Genomic DNA, 21,458 nt, shown 5'->3' with positions numbered 1-21,458 from the left:
AAAAATAATACCAGAAATCGTTTCAGACGCATATACCAACTCGCTCAACGCCACCATGCCTGCGAGATAATCCGCCCTGGACGACCGAGCGATGGGGCGCGTTCGAGCCGTGTGAATACACTGATGCAACCACGCATCCGAGGCCATTCCTTCAGGTGGCTTCATCAATGGCGTGAATGGGATCAGGCCCGAATACCCCGCATCAAGGACGCGCTCGCCTTCTATTTCAATCAGCCTGATCACGCGATACCGAATCGTGATTTCGTAGCCGGGACGCTCCTGGATATAGTGCCCGGGATCGCGCTGCCCTGCATCCGGACGCAGGTAGATGACATTGGAATAGATCGGCAGACCGTGATGCTCAATGGCGCGTCCGATATAGCCCGCCATGCGGCGTGGCATAGGAGGATTGGTGCTGTCAGTCGTTTGAAACTCGTTGTGGACCAATGCCTCCTCGTTATCAATACGCACGCGAATCAGGCTATCGGTTTGGCGTGCTTCAACAGTGAATTGTTCTGTGTCAATGATTGCAAGAACTTCAACGTCCTCGCGTTCGAGGGTGAAGCCGGCAAAGTCGTGGGGATATTTCTGAATCAAGTGTTTGGATATCGTATCAAATTCGGCCATGTGAGATGCCTCGCGTCTGATGGGGTAAGTGCGTGGGACACGCGCAACACTCAGACACAAAGCAAATATCAGGCCAAAAATGAAATTATCACAAAATTGAGCGATAATTTGTATTGGCAGACATCTAAACACCTCATTTTACTTTAAATATGCTGTATTGCACACTTGTTCACAACCTGAATTTAATCCGCAGATGGACGCAGAGGGGCACAGATGAAAGGCGAGAAGGTACATTTTGAGCCAGAAATGGGCCGTCATGTGAAAGATATGTACCGCTTGACCAGGTGGGCACTGATAGATGCCTCATCACAATCGGTTGGCATTCGGAAAAGCGACCGCTTGTTATTGGCCAGTGATAGTTTAATGACACTTGGAGACGAGGAGACCGCGCGTATTCTGAAGAACAATCCAAACGCACTGCTTGAAAAAGTTGCCGCGGCACTCATCCAGGCCGTGGAAGAAGCCAGACATCCCCACCAGGACAATACGACGGTGTTGCTCTACAGGCCAAAAGCCGATTGTGGGAGGGCATGCTTCCCGAGAAGCCTTGAGAAATAGGACCATAAACAGGCTTGTCAAGACTCTGGTCTGCGTTTAAGAAAATGCTCACAAAATCTCCTGGTCAGGCTTGATCTTGTGAGGGAAAAATTATATTGTACAGAAACCATTTGTTAGCTTGAATTCCTGAATCGCCAACCTCGATGCTCTCGAACTTTACCTTCTATCAAAGAAAGGTATCCCATGACAATCCCTAATCTGTACGAATTTGCGACGAAGGAACTCGCACAGGACGCCACCATCGCCTACATATTGGCGTGGGCCGACCCAAAATATCGCAAATCGCATCCACAGCTTCATGCTCTTGGCACCGAACTGTTGCGTTCACTTCTTTGCACTCAAGAGATGGATATCCCGATAATCAAGACACTTCAGGTTAAGACTCAAGATGTCCGGATTGATATTCTCGTCCGGATCAACGTGGATCAAAATACTGACAGGATCATCCTGATCATCGAAGACAAAGTAAGCACCACAGAGCACTCGAACCAGATTGAACGCTACAAGGAAGCCGCAGAGAAGCGATACAGCGGCAGCTATGATCATTTGATCGCGGTGTATCTCAAGACGGGAAACGTATCAAAAGAAGAACTCCCTCCCAAAGATAAATGCGGTCACTTTCTGCGTCATGATCTTATTAAGATTCTAAACGGATTTCAGGATACAAAAAATGTCATCGTAGATGACTTCCGCACATATCTCCAGAGACGGGAGGAGAGATGGAAGGATGATATAAGAAAAAAAGGCGAATCGTTCGTCAGCCGCGCCGAGAGATTAGGCGTATATGACCTGTTCGCTTCCGTCGAAAACATGTTCAAGCAAAATTGGCCTGGTACACGGCTTAGCTCTAATAATTCAAAGGGCCTCGTCTTCCGTCTAAGGCAGAATAAAACGGAAGGGTTTGTCAATTACGCTCGCATTGATCCAGACGAGAAGGTCAGGGTAGTTTTCTTTAGGCATGCTATCAGGTTGTGCGTGGATGAATTCAAGGCGCTCATACAAGAGAGGCCATTCCGAATAGTGCCAGCAAAACGTGAGAATGACGTGCTGGAAGACCTCGACGCTGCACTGGAAGAACGCCTGGAGATTCAATTCCCGTTGACTGAGGATGATTGGGAGACTCGCAAAGGGAAGTTGTACAGGCTCACGCGTGTCGTGTACGACGCCCAACAGAGTAGATTGCAGGGCGATTAGTCTAAGGAATCTCCGATTTATGAGGATATACAGGATATGCTTGAACGAAAAAAATCCGGTCAGTTGAAGTTTCATACGCATGAGACAATGAGGAATTATTAATGGAAACGATCCGATTGTCTAATGAGATTTTGGAAAAACTCGGCAAACTATGTCAAGCTGGCGGGTATAAAACCATCGCGCAAGGTTTGGAACATGCCATTGACCATCATCTTTTAGAACTGCGCCGTCAAAGAGCAGAAAAAAGAGGAAAAAAAGTAAGAAAAAAGTTACAAGAAAAAAATTTGACAGAAGATGAAATTCTCAAAGACTTCGAAATATTTCGAGAGAATTTGAGGCAGGGAAATGCCGCGACTTGAGCTTGCCATTGATGCAAACCCATTGATTTCTGCACTCAAGGAGGTGAGATTATCCATCTCCTTTTTTCTTTCTCTTGACAGCAAGGAAAAACCGTATTAGGATGGCATCCTGATATTCACAGGAGAAACGTGATGTCTGACCATTACGACGTCATAGTAGCGGGCGCGGGCATAGGCGGATTGTGTGCAGCGTTGCGTGCCAGGGAAAAAGGCGCATCCGTAGCCATCGTCGAAAAAGCCGAAACAATCGGCGGATCTGCCGCTGCATCGGGCGGCACAATCTGGTGTGCAAAAAACATCGATGAATGGCTCAAAGTGCAGCCCAATGGCGACACAGCACTCGGCACCGCGCTCATCGACCGCTTCTACACAGGCATCGAATGGCTCCGCAAACAGGGCGTATCCCTACAAGCGCGCGAAGACAAACCGTACAAATTTCAACGCACCATCTACCAGTTCACACCCGACGCGCGCACCGCAATGGAAATCCTCGGCTATCAGTTCCAACACAGGGGTGGCACCATCCTCACACACACCGGTCTGATCGGCCTCATCGGCGGCAACGGCAAACCCATCACCGGCGTCAAAACCACACATACAGAGATAACAGCCCACTCCGTCATCCTATCAACCGGCGGATATCAGGCCAGCCCCAAATTGCGCGCGCAATACTTCGGCGCAGAATCCGATCACATGATCGTCCGCGGCGTACCCCAAAACACCGGCGGCGGATTTCAAAGCGCACTCGAAGCAGGCGCGCAACCCACAGAACCTCTCAACCGCTTCTACGGTCACCTCCTCCCGGCACCGCCCGCACGAGTCGGCCTCCACAACTTCCTCACAGTCAAACCCGACTTCAGCGAATACGCCATCTTAATCAACCTCAAAGGCGAGCGATTCGACGACGAATACTCAGGCGACGAAGTCACCTGCCACACCCTCGTCCAACAACCCCGGGCCACAGCCATCCTCATCTTTGACCAGCACATCCGCGACAACCAAAACGCACTCTCCCAATGGCCCACCCCGGACAACGACCGCGTCAAAAACATCCGCGAAGCAGGCGGCGAAGTCATCGAAACATCCTCCCTGCCCGAACTCACCCGCGCACTGACCAACCGCTGGCACATCCCCGCCCACACCTTTGAAAAAACAATGGCCGAATACGCAACCGCATGCGCCACAGGCAACGGTCAAACCCTCTCAATACCAAAAACCGGCGGCCTCATCCCCCTCAACACACCGCCCTATTACGCCATCCGCACACGCCCCGGCATCACCTTTACTTATGGCGGAGCCAAAATCAACGCCAGAGCACAAGTCATAGACAAAAACGACCACCCCATCCCGGGCCTCTACGCAGCCGGCGCTGATTGCGGCGGCATCTACACCCGGGGCTACACAGGCGGCCTGTGCATGGGCCTCGCGTATGGCCTCATCGCGGGCGAAGGCGCGGCTCAACACGTTAAAAAATAAAGAAGAAATATCGGGTCTAAGGTTGACAAATCGACATTGTGTGAGTATATCTTTTTCATCATCGACGAAAAAAATAAAATTTTACCTTGCATATATTTTTGGATTGGCACTGTAATAACGAAACACCATGGCAGAATTTGAAAACATAGATGAAATCGGTCCTTGGTCAGAAATAAAGCTGGAGATTATTCAGAAATATGCAAGTGCATATTCCGTGATATTATCCAAAAAGGTCATTCTTTCCCACGCCTATATTGATGCTTTCTCAGGACCGGGTTTTCACCTTTCTAAAACAGACAAAGATCGATTTATACAAGGTAGCCCCTGGATAGCCCTTGAAACTGAACCGCGCTTTGATGATTATTACTTCATTGATATGGACAGCGATAAAACAGATATTTTAGAAGACCTTGCCCAAAACCATGATCGCGTCCATATTAGCAACGGAGACTGTAATGACTTATTGATAAATGATATTTTTCCTGAGGTACAATATGAAGACTATCGAAGAGCACTCTGCCTTCTGGATCCCTACGGATTGAATTTAAATTGGGAGGTTATTTCTCAAGCTGGTCAGATGAGAAGTGTAGAAATATTTCTGAACTTCCCCACAATGGACATGAATCGAAATGTATTTCGGCAACACCCCGAAATGGTTTCACAACACAATATCAATCGGATGAATGCCTTTTGGGGCGATGAATCCTGGCGTGATATTGTTTATTCCGAGTCACAACAGACCGATCTTTTCGATAATAATGCAATCGAAAAAGTTTCCGATAATGACATTGTTGCCCGTGCGTTTCAAGATCGGCTAAAAAACAAGGCCGGTTTCCAACATGTACCTTCCCCCCTCCCCTTAAAAAATTCGACAGGTGCAACGCTTTACTACCTCTTTTTTGCTTCACAGCAGCCGGTTGCAGAGCATATTGTCGAAGATATTTTTTCACAGTACAGGGGAGCTACGTAATGACAAAATCAAAGATCGAGTGGACTGAGGCGACCTGGAATCCTTTAACCGGATGTACCAAGATTAGCCCTGGTTGTAAATTTTGCTATGCTGAAAGGATGGCAAAACGCTTACAAGCAATGAGGAATCGGAACTACAAAAATGGATTCGACCTCGCGCTTCACGAGCATATGTTAGAACTGCCACTGAAGTGGAAGAAACCACGAATCGTTTTTGTAAATTCTATGAGCGATATGTTTCACGAAGATGTACCTATCTCCTTTATCCAGAAGTGCTTCGATGTAATGAGAAGGGCTTACTGGCATGAATTTCAGGTACTCTCCAAACGAGCAGACCGCCTGCAGAAAATTTCTGAGTTCATTGATTGGCCCAATAATGTTTGGATGGGTGTTAGCGTCGAGAATTGTGATTACACCTGGCGTATTGATTGCCTCAGAACGACCAATGCCTTTATCAAATTTCTTTCGATAGAACCACTTCTCGGGCCTATTGATAATTTGGAACTCAATCAGATTGATTGGGTTATTGTCGGTGGTGAATCGGGACCACACAGCCGAATTATGAGAGAGGAATGGGTTATCAATATCCGAGATCAGTGCTTAGATGCTAAGGTTCCGTTCTTCTTCAAACAATGGGGAGGTACTAATAAAAAAAAGGCTGGACGGTTATTGGAGGGGCGTGAATGGAACGAAATGCCTCCGGTCTTCTCTCGTTCTTCAAACCTGTCGTCCTATCAAGAACAGACCTCACAAACATCATTATTCCAAATGACCTCTGATTAAGCTCATCCTAATGAAGTGTTAAAGAGATAAAATGTTCTCTTTTACTTTGGTACCTTGGGGTGCTCTTGTAAAAAACGCCCCGCTCGGTTATACCAGCGTGGCGTTTTTCTTTGTATAAATATCCTTATACCTGTGGCTGTTTATACTTTTTAAGCAATCACCTCTTCATCAATACGGAGACTTTCATGCAACCCAACATCCTCTTTGCTTTTGCCGACGACTGGGGGCGTTACGCCAGCGCATATCAGCGCATAGAAGGTCCCAACTCGCTCAACCACCTCATCGACACCCCCAACTTTGACCGCATCGCCCGCGAAGGCGCATTATTTACCAACGCCTTTGTACCAGCGCCGAGTTGCACCCCCTGCCGAAGCTCTATCCTCTCTGGACAATACTTCTGGCAAACCGGCCTCGGCGCGATCTTGCAAGGTGCGATATGGGACGAAAGCATCCCCACCTACCCCCTCGAACTCGAAAAAGCCGGATACCACATCGGCTACACGTACAAAGTCTGGTCCCCCGGAAAAGCCGCCAACGCCCCTTATGGTGCCGACCGAACCCGCTATGAATCTGCCGGCACCAACTACCGGGGATTCTCCCACTGGGTAACCAGACACGCCGACGAACTGGGCGTTGAAGGCGCCAAACAAGCACTGCTAAGCGAAACCCGCGACAACTTCAATGCATTCCTCAACGCCCGTCCAGAGAATACACCCTTCTGCTACTGGTGGGGACCCACCAACACCCACCGCTCCTGGGAACGCGGCTCAGGCAAAGCCTTATGGGACCTGGAACCCGACGACCTCAAAGGCCGCTTACCCGGCTTCTTGCCCGATGTACACGACATCCGCGAAGACGTATGCGACTACCTGGGCGAATGTCAGGCCGTTGACGCCGGCCTCGGCGTCTTGATCCAGCGCCTCGAAGAAATCGGCGAACTCGACAACACCCTCATCGTCGTCAGCGGCGACCACGGCATACCGGGCTTTCCCCGCGGCAAATGCAACCTCTACGACATCGGCTGCGAAGTCACCCTTGCCGCGCGCTGGCCCAACAACATCCCCGCGGGACGCACCGTTGAAGACTTTGTCAACCTCATGGACCTCGCCCCCACATTCCTCGAAGCCGCAGGCGCAGACATCCCCGATACCATGACCGGCAAAAGCCTGCTCCCCGTCCTCAAAAGCGACCAGAGCGGCCTAATCAATCCCAACCGCACCTTTGTCATCACCGGCCGAGAACGGCACGTTGGCACCGCAAGAGAAGGCCAGCTACCCTATCCGCAACGCGCCATCCGCACGGCCGACTTTCTCTACATCCACAACTTTGCACCCGACCGCTGGCCCATGGGCGATCCTCAGGGACTCGACGACCTCCAGGCAGAAGCCCCTTCTGCCGAAGACCTGACAGGGAAAACCTTCATCGTCTATCCCGACATGGACGCCAGCCCCACAAAAGCCTATATGATCCTCCACCGCGCAGAAGAAGACGTACAGGAACTATTCGAAATCGGCTTTGGCAAACGTCCCCGGGAAGAACTCTACGACCTGCGCGTTGACCCACACTACATGAACAACATCGCCGACGACCCCGAATACGAACCCATCCGCAAAGAACTCGCCACCGCACTCATGCAAGTCCTGCGCGAACAAAGCGACCCGCGCCTCGTGGAATCGCCCTGTCGATTCGAACACGCGCCCTATGCTGGGCCCGTAGAGAACTGGTAAAAAAAAACGGCTCCTCGATTGAGGAGCCGTTTTTTCGCATCCTACAAACAACTTAATGAAACACCACCATCTTCGTCTCCGTCATCTCCTCCACCGCGTACTTCGGTCCCTCCTTGCCCATCCCACTATCCTTCAGCCCGCCGTAGGGCATCAAATCCGCGCGCCACTGCGTACCCCAATTGACGTGGATATTGCCCGAATGGACCTCCCGCGCAAACCGCATCGCCCAGTGGATATTCTCTGTAAACAGTGCCGCACTCAAACCGTAATTCGTATCATTGGCCATCTCAATTGCAGCGTCGATATCGTCAAACCGCGTAATACCCACCGCAGGTCCAAACAATTCATCGCACGAAATTTTCATACTCGGATCCACATCGGCGAGAATCGTCGGTTGATAAATCGCACCATCGCGCTCGCCGCCCGTCACCAGACGCGCGCCAGCACCCACCGCATCCTGAATCCACGCCTGCACGCGCACGGCATCGCGCTCCCGTACCATCGGACCCATCGTCACGCCATCATCAATGGGATTGCCCGTCGCCAGCGCCTCGACCTTTGGCGTCAACGCATCGATAAAATCGCCGTAAACCGCATCATTGACAATGACCCGCTGCGCTGAAATACACACCTGCCCGGCATTGGCAAAACCCGTCGTCGCCGTCGCAGCAGCCACCTGATCCAGATCCGCATCGGGCATCACAATCAAAGGCGCATTGGACCCGAGTTCCATCGTCACCTTCTTCAACCCCGCCATATTGCAAATCTCTTCACCCACATCGCGGCTACCCGTAAAACTGATCTTGCGCACACGGCCATCAGAACACAGCGCATGGCCCAATTCATTCCCCGGACCCGTAATACACTGCACAGCCTCGGCAGGCACACCGGCCTCCACCAGAATCTCCACCAGCTTCAGCGCCGAAAGCGGCGTATCCGTCGCCGGCTTCACAATCACCGCATTGCCCGCAGCCAGCGCAGGACCCACCTTGTGACACACCAGATTCAGGGGAAAATTAAACGGCGTAATCGCCAGCACCACCCCACACGGCACGCGCAACGTAAAGCCAAACTGATCGCGCACGCCCGAACCGCCATCCAGCGGAATAGTCTCGCCGTACAACCGCTTGGCCTCCTCTGCAGACAGCGTCATCGTCTCAATCGCCCGCCCGGCCTCGCCGATGCCCTCAGCCAGAACCTTGCCCTCTTCCAGCGTAATCGTGCGCCCCAAATCCTCGACCCGCTCCTGCATCAAATTCACAGCCCGATGCAAAATCTCATACCGCTCATAAGCCGTCAAAGCCGCCATTGCTTTGGCACCGCGCACGGCTGTCGCAATCGCCACCTCCGCATCTGCAGCATCGCCTTTTGGCACCGTATCCACCACCGAATTGTCAAATGGATTGATCACATCGATCTTCTCAGCCTTATCCACCCATTGACCACCAATATGCATCTTCACGACAAACCTCCTTAAGTCAGTTAAAAATTACCGTCCTCAAAATCTATTTTCATCCCAGTTCACTCATCATGCACAGCGACACCCTGCAAGTCAACAAAATTTATCCCTCACCTCACCCCAGCCACGCATCCAAATGCTCCGCCGCAAAATCGTCGTCATTCAAATGCGGATAAGCAGCATACACGCGGTCAATCTCCTCGGCTTGTCCCGGCGACAGACCCTCATCTGGATTCAAACACCAGACACCCTCGAGCAACCCCTGCCTTCGCAACACCTCGTGAACGCCGGCAATACACCCGTGAAAATCATGGGCCACATCAAAAAACGCCGCATTGCAATCCGTCACCTCAATCGCCCGCGTCAGCATCTCCCCAGGCACAGCATCCAATTGCGCAATCTCGTGACACGCCCTCAGAATTTCCACCGCCTTCTTTGTCCACACCGCCCAATGCCCCAAAAGCCCACCCACAATACGCACATCCACACACACACCATCGCACCAAAACCGATGCGACGTCAGCAAATCCATCACAATATTATCGTCATTACCCGTATAAAGCGCAATATCCTCCACCCGTCCCGCCGCCACAACCCCGCGAATCACATCCAGTGTCTGATACCGATTAAAAGGCGCGATCTTAATCCCCACCACAGACTCAATCTCTGCAAAACGCCGCCAAAAATCAAACGGCAATACACGCCCTCCCACAGCTGGCTGCAGATAAAACCCCATCACCGGAATCACATCCGCCACAGCGCGGCAATGTGCAACCATCGCATCGACACCCGCATTGGCAAAAGCCCGCAAACTCACCAACCCGACCTCATAGCCGCAATCGCGCGCAACCTCTGCCTCTACCACCGCCTGTCGCGTATCGCCCACAATACCTGCCACGCGGATAAAATCAGCCGATGCATCGGCATCCATCACCTCTGCGGCCAGTTCCAGAACGGGCCGATACAAATCCCACTTGGAATCGCGGATTTCAAATTGCGTGGTATGCACCCCCACGGCCAATCCCCCCGCGCCAGCAGCAATATAATAACGCGACAGCGCCTGCTGCCGCCGCACGTCCAACTTCCGCTCCGCAGTCAGCGCCAGCGGATGTGCGGGAATCACCTGCCCTTTCTTCAATGCAATCTCAACATCTCTTCTCAACATCTGTCATTCTCCATTCATCCCTCGCCTCTCCAACTCAGCCCGATAATCTTCCGGCGTATCCAGATCCCGCAAAATACCCTCGTCATCTACCGGCACCTCCAGCGTATCGCGCGGATGCCCGCGCATAACCGGCTTGAGACCCTCATCCCCAGAAAGGTTCAGAATCTCGTCCCGGTAACGCGACAAATCGATCAACACCGGATGCCCGCGCTTGCCACCCGAAATGGGAATCACAATCCCCCGATCGCCTTCGCGGTATGCCTGAACAACAGCCTGAACAACGCGCAATTCAATCTGAGGCTGATCCCCGAGAGCGACCAACACCGCATCTGCATCCCCGGGCAAATGGTGGAGACCGCAAAGAACGCTGGAAAACATCCCCTCGCGGTACGCATCATTCACACAACACAGCGCGGGCCGACCGCGCAAACTCTCGCGCACCGCATCTGCATCGTGCCCCAAAACCACCACAACGCCAGCCAGATCAGCACCGTGTAGCGTATCGACCACCGTTTGAAGAACCGTTCGATCGCCAAAAGGCAACAACTGCTTGGTTGACCCCATGCGCCGCGCCATCCCCGCGGCCAGTACAAGACCGTAAATTCGCTCGTTCATATATCAGCTTTCAGCTATCAGCTTTCAGCTAATAGCTTGTTTTGCTAACTGCTGACCGCTGACCGCTTATTTTGCATTTGTAGTATAACGATAAGGCTTACTATTGACAAGGGCGTATTTGAGTAGCTCGAATATCATTCCATAAACTTATAATAAAACAACATTTTATTAAAATAACTTGACTTTTTCTATTCAGGCATTAAATTTTTCGGGGTTATAAACAAACGAAGCGCGGGCATCTCAAAACGCGAGGTCACACCATTGATTTGCGAACAATGTGGCAAAGTTCCAGCAACAAAAGCACAAACGCATATCGAAAACGGCATAAAGCGCGTCCTTTATCGCTGTGATACCTGCGCGGACCTTACCGCCCCCAAATTAGACCGACCATGCGCGCAGTGCAAACAGCGGGAAGGCGAGATTAAACTCATTCGTATTCGCCCGCGCGGCCGGGTAGTTACATATATATGTCAGGCCTGTGCTGACACAAGCTAAATCCCCTGAACTTATGGACCTCAAAAACTTCATCAATCCCCCTGCTGCTGATCGCCTCGTTCCATTTTGGATATGGAACGGCATCATAGAAGAAAACGAACTCGTCCGTCAAATCCGCGAAATGAGCGAAAAAGGACTTGGTGGATTTTGCCTATCAACAGGTCCCGGGCTAAAAACGCCCTATTTGTCACACATCTGGTTCGAGCGCGTAAAATTGGCACTCGAAACAGCAGAAGAAAATGGCCTCCAGGTCTGGATCCACGACGAATACCGCTATCCAGGTGGTATTGGATCAACCCAAATCACCTTAAACCATCCCCAATTCGTCGCACAACAACTCACCTTTCGCGAAACCGTTGTACAGGGCGGACAACAAGTTGACCTTATGCTGCCCTGGGCACCCGTGTTGCAAGCATTCGCTGTTCCCCTGCGAAGAGACCGCTGTCTGTGGGAAGACAAACAGGATATCAGTGCTTATCTGGGGGTCAATCATCAACACCACGCATTGCGCAACAACAGCGCCGTGTCCCCCCACCATCCCCACAATTATGTATCTTTCGACCCCACCCGTCGCCTGTACTGGAAAGCACCTGCCGGACGTTGGCGCGTGCTCGTTTTTTTGCAAGAACCCTCGGCAAATAGCGATTGTCCTGGCTCACATCTCGATCGCTTCAATCCAGAGTCTGTCCGCACCCTGCACCAGACCATTCAACAACCCTACATCGAACAATTTTCCGCTTTTCAGGGCAAAACCCTGAAGGGCATTTTAACCTCGGAAACGCATTTTCCCAAAGATCGCCTGCCCTGGTCACCCGTATTGCCCGACTACTTCCAAACGCGCAATGGCTACAATCTCCTGCCTTGCTTGCCTGCCCTCATAACCCACTTTGGACCCAACACGGGCCGCATTCGCTACGACTATTTTCAAACCCTGAGCGAACTGCAACAGCGGCACGACAGCGCGCGCAGTGCCGACTGGTGCAAAGAGCACGACCTCAATTATGCGAGCGATATAACCCCGCTTCGCAATGCCCATCGCACTTCCATACCCATACCTGGCACAGGCGGTAGCGTTGAACGCACCAGAGAATACGTCGTATCGTATCGCCACAGCCCTGAATTTGCAACGGCACTTGCCGCACAGACAAACACTTCGCGCGTAATCAATACCTGTTTTCAAAACACGAGTTGGGCAACCACGCTACAAGATATGAAAGCACATCTCGATACCCTCGGCACCCACGGAACCAACTTCTTTGCGCCCCATGCCCTTTACTACACACTCGACGGGCTGCGCAAACACGCCACATCTCTATTTCATCAAAATCCCTACTGGAAACACTTCCACCTGCTGTCTGACTACGCGGGGCGACTTACCCATCTCTTGTGCCGGGGTCAGCAAGTAGCCGATATTGCACTCCTCGATCCCGTCACCAGCTTGTGGGCACACCTCGCACACCCGTTTCACAACTGGTCTTATGTCGGCTATGATCCCGATGAAGAAACACTGACCAATAACCTCGTTGCCGACTGGGCTTGTATTGCCTGCGCCCTGTATCAGATGCAGCGGCCATTTCAAAGCCTTGACCCGGCCCTCCTCGCCCAGGCGGAAATCGTCAACCGCCAATTGCAGATCGGCAAAACGCGCTACACGGTCCTGGTCATTCCCCCCATCACCAATCTGGAACGCGAAGCTTTTGATAAGCTACGCGCATTTATCAATGCAGGCGGCCTCGTCATCGCCATGGGATTATTGCCCATTGAGGATATTCAAGAGGGCGCATCAATCGTCGAGGGATTTTCGCGGTTGACCGACATGGAACCGGGGCGAATGATTCGCGATTACACCGGCCATGAATCGGGCGTCCACCTGCTGAGTCGAGACAACTTCATGTTTATCCGTACGGGGGGTACTGTAGAAAAAAATCAGGCGACATTCATGCTGGAACGCCTGCTCGACGAAATTCTGCCCCGGCGAGTACGCATTATGTCAGACGGGAAAAACGCCGATGCAATACAATATCACCACCGCACAGATGAAAAGCACCACATATTCTTTTTTTCCAATCGGGGAAATTCGCCTGTTACAACGCAAATTTATATACCCCCATCCAGTGGACAAATAGAAAAATGGGATTTAGAAACGGGCAAACGCACACCTCTTGAGGTCAAATCCACCGGAGAAATGAGCCGCATCGACCTCTCCTTTGATCGGCTGCAATCACACATGATCGTAACAGGCCCTGCAAAAACAAAAAAAGAAGAGCCTCCGGTAGAAACGCTCAAACTCAATTTAACAGGCCACTGGAAAGTTGACCCAGAAGAAGATAACGCACTGCGTCTGGACAAATTCAAAACAAAATTCGACCCGTCTAACACAGGCAAACGCCAGGGCTGGCATCAACCGACTTATAGCGATAGCAGATGGTCCGAAACGCGCCCACAACCTTTTGACGATTCAGAAGAAAAAACGATTTGTTGGTACCGAACAACCTTTATCGCAGACATTGTCCCCACTAAACTCTCTCTGGTCATGGACCGAAGTGCTATTCAGGGAGAGCATCAGATCTACATCAACGGTTCCAAATTGCCGAGCAATGCTTTTCGTCCCACCTTCCGATTCGATCACGCCAACGCGACGTGTTCCGTGGGGCAACGCATAAACAAAGGCAAAAATGTGATCGCCATCCGCGTGGAAGTCAACAGTCCAGGTGATGGCCTCCTCGATGCCCTGTATCTCTTTGGACGTTTTCAGGTCAAATCCTGGCGCAGCGTATATCCCAAACTAACACCCCTTCAAGATAGCGGTCCAATTTTTGACCTCAAAGCGCAGGGACTGCCCTTCTATGCTGGCACCGTGTCATACACCCGGGACATCGATTTCAAAACCCTGCCCAAAACCGCGCATTTCAAAATAGACCTCGAACGCACCGTGAAAAACCTCGACGACATCGTTGAAATAACAATCAACGGCCAGTCTTTGGGTGTATGCGCCTGGGCGCCCTATTGCTGGACTGGAAAAACAGCCCATCTCAAACAGGGCAAAAATCGCATTGTCTTCCGCGTCACCAACACACTCGAAAAATTACTTACAGGCATGGTATATCAGCCGAAAACGCGCAAAATCGTCCCGGTAGAGATCTAATCCTCACCTCCCAGCAAATATTTTCTTATCAGATACCGATAAATCTGCACAAAATCGCCTCGACCATTATCCGCATTGTAAAAGTGACATATGGGATTGGGATTCACTTCCAAAACAAAAAGCCCCTTGGAACTCGCGATCAAGTCAATCGCATAAAAACCCAAATCCAGCACCTGATTTAACGCCTGTATCAACGCGCGAAAACCCTCCAATAATTCCTCATCCTCGACCACAACTGCCCTGCCCCCCGCCCGATGCAGAGGATTGATATCCTCTCCCTCAATATCTGAATCATTTTGCTTTTGATATGCGAGCAGCAACTCATCCTCACTGCCCACAATGCGATACTCAGGCCCCTCAACATACGCCTGGATCAACAACACATTATCCAATCGGCTACTTTCCACACACAAGTCGTGCAAGCGCGCATGCAAATCCTCTGCATTCGTCTCCAAATACACGCCCCGTGCCATAGATCCGCGATTGCGTTTCACCACAACCGGAAAAGACATGTGTTGCACCACATCGCACACAATATCTGCAACAGAAGCATGTGTCTTATATCGATCAAACCGCTGGTCAGATAGAGGATTGAACACCGTCATCGTCCTGGGCACTGTGATATTCGCCCGACCAAACACCTCGTATTGATACCCCTTATCTTCTGCCAATTTTCCAGAAACATAATCGTTAAACGGATGTTTATTTCGCAAAAAATACAGCGGCTTTCCCTCTCTCTCCACCCGAATCACATTGCCATCTGCCGACACCGCCTCATACCCCACGCCCAACTGCCGACACGCGATCTCAAAACACCGCAAACTCTCTAAAATCACATCCTCGCCAAAACTGTCCGCCTCCCCGGGCAAATCCAGCACCTCGCGCGCCAACGCCACCAGATACAGCGACCCGAGTACACACGTAGGCTGTCGGGACACCTCCGTCAAAAAATCCAATCCCCCTGTCTCACACCGCACACACAGCCCCTCTGGAACCAGCGATCTCAAACGCGCCACAGAAATGGCCTTTGGATGCGCCGACTGCGTCAAAACAACCTCGGCGGCCAGAGGCGAAAGCGCCTGCAAAATACCCCGTGCATCGTGCCCCTGATTAACACCCACCACAAATCGCCACTTATCCGACAGGCATTGCAAATCGCGGACCAATGCGCGAACCGCATCCGGATTGTGGGCACCATCTAAAATCAACGCCTTCCGCACCACCTCAAAGCGCCCGGGCAGAGCCAGATTCAAAACCACATCCCGCAACTGCTCATCTGCCAACACCATCCCACACCCGTTCAGAATATGCTGCGCCACACCAACCGACAGCGCGGCATTCTCCCGAAAAGTAACCGGCCGATCCGCCATATCGTCCATTTCCGCATCGACCACATGCAGTGCCGCACCCCGAAGCGCGCATTCCCTTTCCAACAACTTCAAAACCTCAGGTGCCTGCCCTGACCCCGTAAACAGCGGCCTTCCCGAACGCACAATATGTACCTTATCCGCTGCAATCTCGCGCAGCGTATTGCCCAACACATCCGTGTGATCCAGATGAATCGCCGTCAACACAGCAACCTTTGAATCCCACGCATTGGTCGCGTCAAATTGCCCACCCAGCCCCACTTCAAAAACAGCCCAATCCACATTCGCCCGCGCAAAATGATGAGTTGCCAAAACCGTGAGCGCCTCAAACTTGCTAAACGCACCCCAGCCTTCGCGTTCAAAATCGCGGCTTTTCTCGTAAAAATGTGCGACGCCTTTGGCCCACACATCGCGCGCGAGCACCTCGCCATCAACGCATATCCGCTCGCGCACCGTGTGCAAATGCGGCGACGTATAAAGCCCCACGCGAAAACCCGCTGCCCGCAACAACTCAGCCAGCAAATAACTCACCGTCCCCTTGCCATTTGTTCCCCCCACAATAACAGAGTCAAACCGCACCTGGGGATTATCCATGCGATGCAACAGAGCGCGCACACGCGGCAAATAATTTTCCAGCGAACCTTCTATCGGCTCACCCGTTTCCCAATCGGGCAGCGTATTGAGAAATCGATTGCTCCGAAAATAATTCATTTTTACCTTTCAAATTAATGCGTATTATATAACGGGCGGGCACGGAGACCCGCCCCTACAGGATTAACAATATCATCGTAGGGGACGGTCCCTGTGCCGTCCCGCATGCAATCACCCCAACCAGTCCCCAGCCCCTTTCCCGAGGAACCGATGGAACGCATTGTCGATCCAAAATACCGCTTCGCCTTCTCCTCCAAAACCGGCCGGACATACTATCGCAAGTGCTATTGGGAAAACCTCTACGTCTTCACCTATGGCACAGAGCGCGCACTCGTCGCAACACGCGTGGTTCCCTTCACCTCACTGCACGAAGCACTCTACACCGCCTTCAAAGGACAGCGGGGCAACACCCTCACACAGCATCTGCTGCCCGAAGTAATGCAACAACCCTATCTCAATGTATTCAACAACAAATCTCAAGTTCAAATCTTTGCAGACAACATCTCTGCCCTCGTACCCGAACAGAACGAAGAACTCCCCGAAGAACTCACAAAAAAAATAGAAGCGCGAATTGAAGAAACCGCTTCTCGAATCATGATCGGACAGGGCATAGAAGGCGGGCTTGGCAGCTTTGCCTCGGACGAAACCACACCCTTTCTCGCCCGCGACGAACCCGAGGACCCAACCCGGTCCATCGTGCGAGAAGACGACGAAGACGTCGCACTGATCCAGATGAGCGTGCAAATCGACGCCGCCATCAAATCACAGATGCGCGAATCGACTGCACTCACCACAGGCTCATTCGACATCGCTGCGCGACTATACACAAATCCCCGTTACCTCGGCTTTGTGCGTCGTCTCATCAACGCCAAAGGCAGTTATACCTCGCCCGTTGTCCGGGACTTTCTAAAATTTTATGCCCGATGCTTCAACACCAAAATTTCCGAACACCTCCGCCAGAGCAAAGACGACCCCGACATCTTGCGCCAGCGCATTGAAAGCCTATTGGGCCGCGAAAAAGGTGGACGCTATCACTACCTCAACTATCACGACCTCACCATATTGGGACGCATTGTCAAAGGCGAAATCGACCCCGACCCAGACGATCCCGACAAGACCACACACTGCTTCAAACTATCCAGCACCATTGATCCACAAACCCTTCACCTATCCGAAATTCACGACCCGGTACAGCGTTTTGCAATCCGCAAATTTGTCGAACACACCTTCAACGCCCGTCACAACATCAAAAATATTCAATACATCGACGAACTCTCTCGGCGAAAAATACCCTTCGTCGAGCACCTTCCCGACCCCATCGAGCGCGCTATGCGCTCGGGCATCGAAACACTCGAAGCCTATCTCGACCACCTTGAACCCAAAATGCTGCACATAGCCATTGGCGCCCTTCTCCTATCACTACTCGGTGTCGTTGCCCTCGTCCTGGGCACATTTATCGGCCTATCGCGATGAAAAAATCTTCTGGATCGCGGCTCAACACCATGCCGCGATGACAGTCTTCCTCCCACTTCTTGTATCTTTGTGTCTCTGTGTCTTTGTGTGAGGCCCTCTCACTTCACACTCGCCACTGTCGGACCGACCCCCTGTTTCAAAAAGCGGACAAAAACATCCACATCGCGCGTCATCCCCGGAAAATGTGTAATCTCTTTTCCCCCGGGTGTCATAATCGCGTACAAAGGCAGAGCGACCGTACCGAAATGAGCCTCCTGCAAATCGCGATTGCGCTTGTACTTTTCTCCCCGCCCATCTGTGTACAACTGAACCCGTACAAACTGCTTTAACAATGCATGCACCTCCTTTTCTGGAAAAATATTCGCCTCCATCCAGCGGCAATTCGTACACGCATAGCCCGTAAAATCAATAAATACCGGTTTGTCCGTCGCCTTTGCTTCTGCCAAACCCGCTTCGTAATCATCGCGCCAGGTCAGTTCGGGCTCGCCACTCCTTATCTTGGCAATTTCCCCATAACTTCCATAAGGCGGGAAAAATGCATCCCATTCGCCCAGAGGGGCGCCAAAAAGACCCGTCATCAAATACAGCCCAAAAGCCAAACATCCACTACTCGCCAGCAAACGCAGCGGACCAACTGTATCGAGCGCAGAATCGTGTGGCAAGCGGATCTTGCCCAACAAATAAAAACCACACAGCAAAAAGATCGCGATCCACCCCGCAATAAAGACCTCGCGCGAAATAATACCCCATTGCCACACCAGATCGACATTGCTCAAAAATTTCAACGCAGCGGCCAATTCCAAAAACCCCATCACAACCTTCACGGAATTTAGCCAGCCACCGCTTTGGGGCAGGGCAGAAAGCGACTGCGGAAAAAGTGCCAAAAAGAAAAACGGAGAGGCAAAAGCAGCCGAAAATACCAGCATGCCCAAAATGGGCCACGCCCACGTTCCCTGAGCCGTCAGCACCAGCAGCGTCCCCACAAAAGGCGCAGTACACGTAAACGATGTGAGAGAAAACGTGAACCCCATAATTAGAATCGCGCCATAACTGCCCCCCTGAACCTGGTTTAACTTATTGACCAAACCGTAGGGCAATCGAATCTCAAACAGCCCAAACAATGCCAGCGCAAAAGCCACAAAAATCGCAGTAATCAACAAATTGACCCAGGGATTGGCCGCAAACAGAGCTGCGCCAGACGCGCCTAAGGTCGCCGCCAACACCATACCCAGCCCGGTAAACGTAAAAATAATACCCCCGCAATAAGCCAGCGACTTGGTAACAGACTCCCTCCGGCTCTGCGTTTCCTGCTTGGTAAAAAACGACACCGTAATGGGAATCATCGGAAACACACACGGCGTGAGCAAAGCCAGAAAACCCATCCACAAAGACAGGTACAAAAACGCGCTCAAACCCTCTGTAATCGCGCGCTCAACATCAGCCACGCTACCCGTGCCATCCAACGACACCGGGGGTGTCGCATCAGAAGAAAACACATACTCAGCCCGCGCAGGTCCCGCCTCCACCACCACGGGAATCTCAAATGCGTACGTATTGGGCGGCAAACACTGCGTCGCATTGCAAAGCATATAGATCACTTCACCCGACAGCACCCGCTCGCCCGGCATCCCCTCACCCACCTCTGCCCGCACCCCAAACCGCACTTTGGGGTGGTAATATTCCACATTCATCTCAAAATTTGGATCGTATTCCACAATAGGCCTGGGCTGAATCACCGCCCCCACTTGCCGAAATCCCGCGCCCGACAGCACAATCTCCGTGGGATAGGGACCACCCGGCGGTGTCGTTGCCGAATAAATATGCCAATCGTCGGAAAGATCCACATCAATCCAAACTGCAACAGCCTCCCCAACGCGCGCCGCCTTTGGCTCCACCATCACACCAAACGAAGCCTCATTCTGAGCCAATGTGGCACTGCTCTGAAGCACCATCAAAACACATACCGCGACAAAAATCCGCATATCGATCTCCTTTTTCACTTCTCTCTAACGCCTCTTAATAACCAGAAGCGTCACATCATCTGTCTGTGCCGCCGACGCGCGAAACCGAACCAGATCATCGATCACCGTATCGATCAAAACATCGGCACTCGCGCCTGCGTGTTCTTTCAGCAAAACCTCCAGCCGCGCCTCCTCGTAAAACTCTCCCGCGGCATTTTGCATATCCGTCACCCCATCGCTGTAGAGCACCAGCATATCGCCAAAATCCAAAAACGCACGCGCTTCTCTCGGCTCGGTATCCACCTCGGGTGGCAACGTCATACCCAGAGGCACAGACATCAATTCTATCATCTGCAAATCACCGCCCACAGACACCCGATAGGGATAGGGATGCCCGGAATTGGCCAAAACGATCTCCCCGGTCTCTAAGTCCAGCGTCCCCAAACAGCACGTCACAAAACTCGCCGCATCAAATTGCTCTTGCAAAACAACATTCAAATTCCGCAACACATCTATCGGCGTCTGTGCCGCGCGAACCTCATAGTGCAACATCCCGCTCAATTGCATAGCCCGCACAGCACCCTGCATCGCCTTACCCGACACATCTGCGGCTCCAAACCCCAGTATTTTCCGATCGTCATCCAACCAGAAATACGTAAAATAATCACCACCGACGTGATTGGCTGGCAAACACCTGCCCACCACCTCAAACCCTCTCTCGCGCACGGGATCTCGGGGCAACAGACCCATCTGCATATCGTGGGCTTCCTGAAGTTCCGTCTCCAACTCATCGATCAACTGCGTCTGTGCTATGCGCCAGCGCTTGTGCTTTTGAAACGCATATCCCGTCGTAACCAGCACGATGAGCAACGAAACACCACTCAATCCCACAAACCAGGGCCGTTGCCACACAGGCGCCAACACCTCAAACACCTGCACAGCAGATGTCTTATCCACATTAAAAGCCAGATCCATAGCGCGCACTTCAAATTTGTGACCGCCAGCATCGATGTCCTCCAACAAAACCCGGTTATTGCGCGAAAAAGAAGACCACGCCCCCTCGTCGAGCCGCCATGAATATTGCAATGACCCATCTGGCGTCTGCTTCCACACATCCTGTCCCGAAAATTCAAACAACGCATTTTGATACGGCGCAATTTGAACTGGCGGAGCCAAAAGAAGTGTTTCGGGCGCATCGCCATCGGGATCATAACAGCCCAACCCATCAGACGTCGCAAACCACAACAAACCATCGGCATCTTGTGCCACATCCCAAACCTGTGTACTCGGCAACCCCTCTTGAATCGTATAGCGCACCCAGGCAAATCCATCGGTGTGAATCGCGCCATCAATCGGCGAAGCCAACCACACCTTGCCATCATTGGCGGGAAATATCCGACTCACCCCATTAAACTGCGCCTGATCTGCGCCCGG

Annotated in this window: 16 protein-coding genes; 9 read left to right on the top strand and 7 right to left on the bottom strand. The window is 51.9% G+C overall.

The window, feature by feature from the left end; translation table 11 throughout:
* Nucleotides 1-627, bottom strand: a 627-nt coding sequence (locus OXG87_01520; GenBank protein ID MCY3868202.1) for a hypothetical protein, incomplete at its 3' end; no start/stop codon positions are given.
* A 213-nt stretch (nt 628-840) separates the two neighbouring features.
* Between OXG87_01520 and OXG87_01515 the strand changes: the two genes are divergently transcribed.
* From OXG87_01515 to OXG87_01485, 7 genes are all read left to right on the top strand, one after another.
* On the top strand, nt 841-1,185 hold the full coding sequence (locus tag OXG87_01515; GenBank protein MCY3868201.1) for a hypothetical protein: 345 nt from the start codon (nt 841-843) through the stop codon (nt 1,183-1,185).
* Between the two features lie 183 nt (nt 1,186-1,368).
* Complete coding sequence (locus OXG87_01510; protein MCY3868200.1) at nt 1,369-2,379, top strand: PD-(D/E)XK nuclease family protein; 1,011 nt, start codon at nt 1,369-1,371, stop codon at nt 2,377-2,379.
* Nucleotides 2,380-2,480: 101 nt separating this feature from the next.
* A complete protein-coding gene (locus OXG87_01505; GenBank protein MCY3868199.1) occupies nt 2,481-2,738 on the top strand; it encodes a hypothetical protein in 258 nt (85 codons plus the stop codon).
* 132 nt (nt 2,739-2,870) lie between these two features.
* Nucleotides 2,871-4,214: an FAD-binding protein gene (locus OXG87_01500; GenBank protein ID MCY3868198.1), complete on the top strand. Its 1,344-nt coding sequence runs from the start codon at nt 2,871-2,873 to the stop codon at nt 4,212-4,214.
* Nucleotides 4,215-4,341: 127 nt separating this feature from the next.
* Nucleotides 4,342-5,184, top strand: coding sequence for a three-Cys-motif partner protein TcmP (locus OXG87_01495; protein ID MCY3868197.1), 843 nt, complete (start codon nt 4,342-4,344; stop codon nt 5,182-5,184).
* Nucleotides 5,184-5,966 (top strand): phage Gp37/Gp68 family protein, encoded by a 783-nt coding sequence (locus OXG87_01490; GenBank protein MCY3868196.1) that lies wholly within the window; start codon nt 5,184-5,186, stop codon nt 5,964-5,966. The genes OXG87_01495 and OXG87_01490 overlap by 1 nt, the downstream gene beginning before the upstream one ends.
* Before the next feature lie 185 nt (nt 5,967-6,151).
* On the top strand, nt 6,152-7,693 hold the full coding sequence (locus OXG87_01485; GenBank protein MCY3868195.1) for a sulfatase: 1,542 nt from the start codon (nt 6,152-6,154) through the stop codon (nt 7,691-7,693).
* A gap of 52 nt (nt 7,694-7,745) precedes the next feature.
* On the opposite strand, the gene OXG87_01480 is transcribed toward OXG87_01485, so the two are convergent.
* From OXG87_01480 to OXG87_01470, 3 genes are all read right to left on the bottom strand, one after another.
* Nucleotides 7,746-9,149 (bottom strand): aldehyde dehydrogenase family protein, encoded by a 1,404-nt coding sequence (locus OXG87_01480; GenBank protein ID MCY3868194.1) that lies wholly within the window; start codon nt 9,147-9,149, stop codon nt 7,746-7,748.
* 118 nt (nt 9,150-9,267) lie between these two features.
* Nucleotides 9,268-10,317, bottom strand: coding sequence for a dihydrodipicolinate synthase family protein (locus tag OXG87_01475; protein MCY3868193.1), 1,050 nt, complete (start codon nt 10,315-10,317; stop codon nt 9,268-9,270).
* A 3-nt stretch (nt 10,318-10,320) separates the two neighbouring features.
* A complete protein-coding gene (locus OXG87_01470; protein MCY3868192.1) occupies nt 10,321-10,932 on the bottom strand; it encodes a nucleotidyltransferase family protein in 612 nt (203 codons plus the stop codon).
* A gap of 478 nt (nt 10,933-11,410) precedes the next feature.
* On the opposite strand from OXG87_01470, the gene OXG87_01465 reads away from it, so the two are divergent.
* On the top strand, nt 11,411-14,572 hold the full coding sequence (locus tag OXG87_01465) for a glycosyl hydrolase (protein MCY3868191.1): 3,162 nt from the start codon (nt 11,411-11,413) through the stop codon (nt 14,570-14,572).
* Here OXG87_01465 and OXG87_01460 read toward each other — a convergent pair.
* A complete protein-coding gene (locus OXG87_01460) occupies nt 14,569-16,650 on the bottom strand; it encodes a Mur ligase family protein (GenBank protein MCY3868190.1) in 2,082 nt (693 codons plus the stop codon). The two genes, OXG87_01465 and OXG87_01460, sit on opposite strands and share 4 nt — an antisense overlap.
* 105 nt (nt 16,651-16,755) lie before the next feature.
* On the opposite strand from OXG87_01460, the gene OXG87_01455 reads away from it, so the two are divergent.
* Complete coding sequence (locus OXG87_01455; GenBank protein MCY3868189.1) at nt 16,756-18,063, top strand: hypothetical protein; 1,308 nt, start codon at nt 16,756-16,758, stop codon at nt 18,061-18,063.
* Between the two features lie 98 nt (nt 18,064-18,161).
* Here the strand turns inward: OXG87_01455 and OXG87_01450 are convergent, their stop codons facing one another.
* Nucleotides 18,162-20,045 (bottom strand): thioredoxin family protein, encoded by a 1,884-nt coding sequence (locus OXG87_01450; protein MCY3868188.1) that lies wholly within the window; start codon nt 20,043-20,045, stop codon nt 18,162-18,164.
* Nucleotides 20,046-20,069: 24 nt separating this feature from the next.
* On the bottom strand, nt 20,070-21,458 hold a 1,389-nt coding region (locus OXG87_01445), incomplete at its 5' end, for a SpoIIE family protein phosphatase (GenBank protein MCY3868187.1).

The sequence above is a fragment of the Gemmatimonadota bacterium genome (genome assembly GCA_026706845.1).
Classification (GTDB): Bacteria; Latescibacterota; UBA2968; order UBA2968; family UBA2968; genus VXRD01.
Note: the sequence above shows the minus strand (reverse complement) of the source record. Positions and strands in the feature narration are given on the sequence as shown.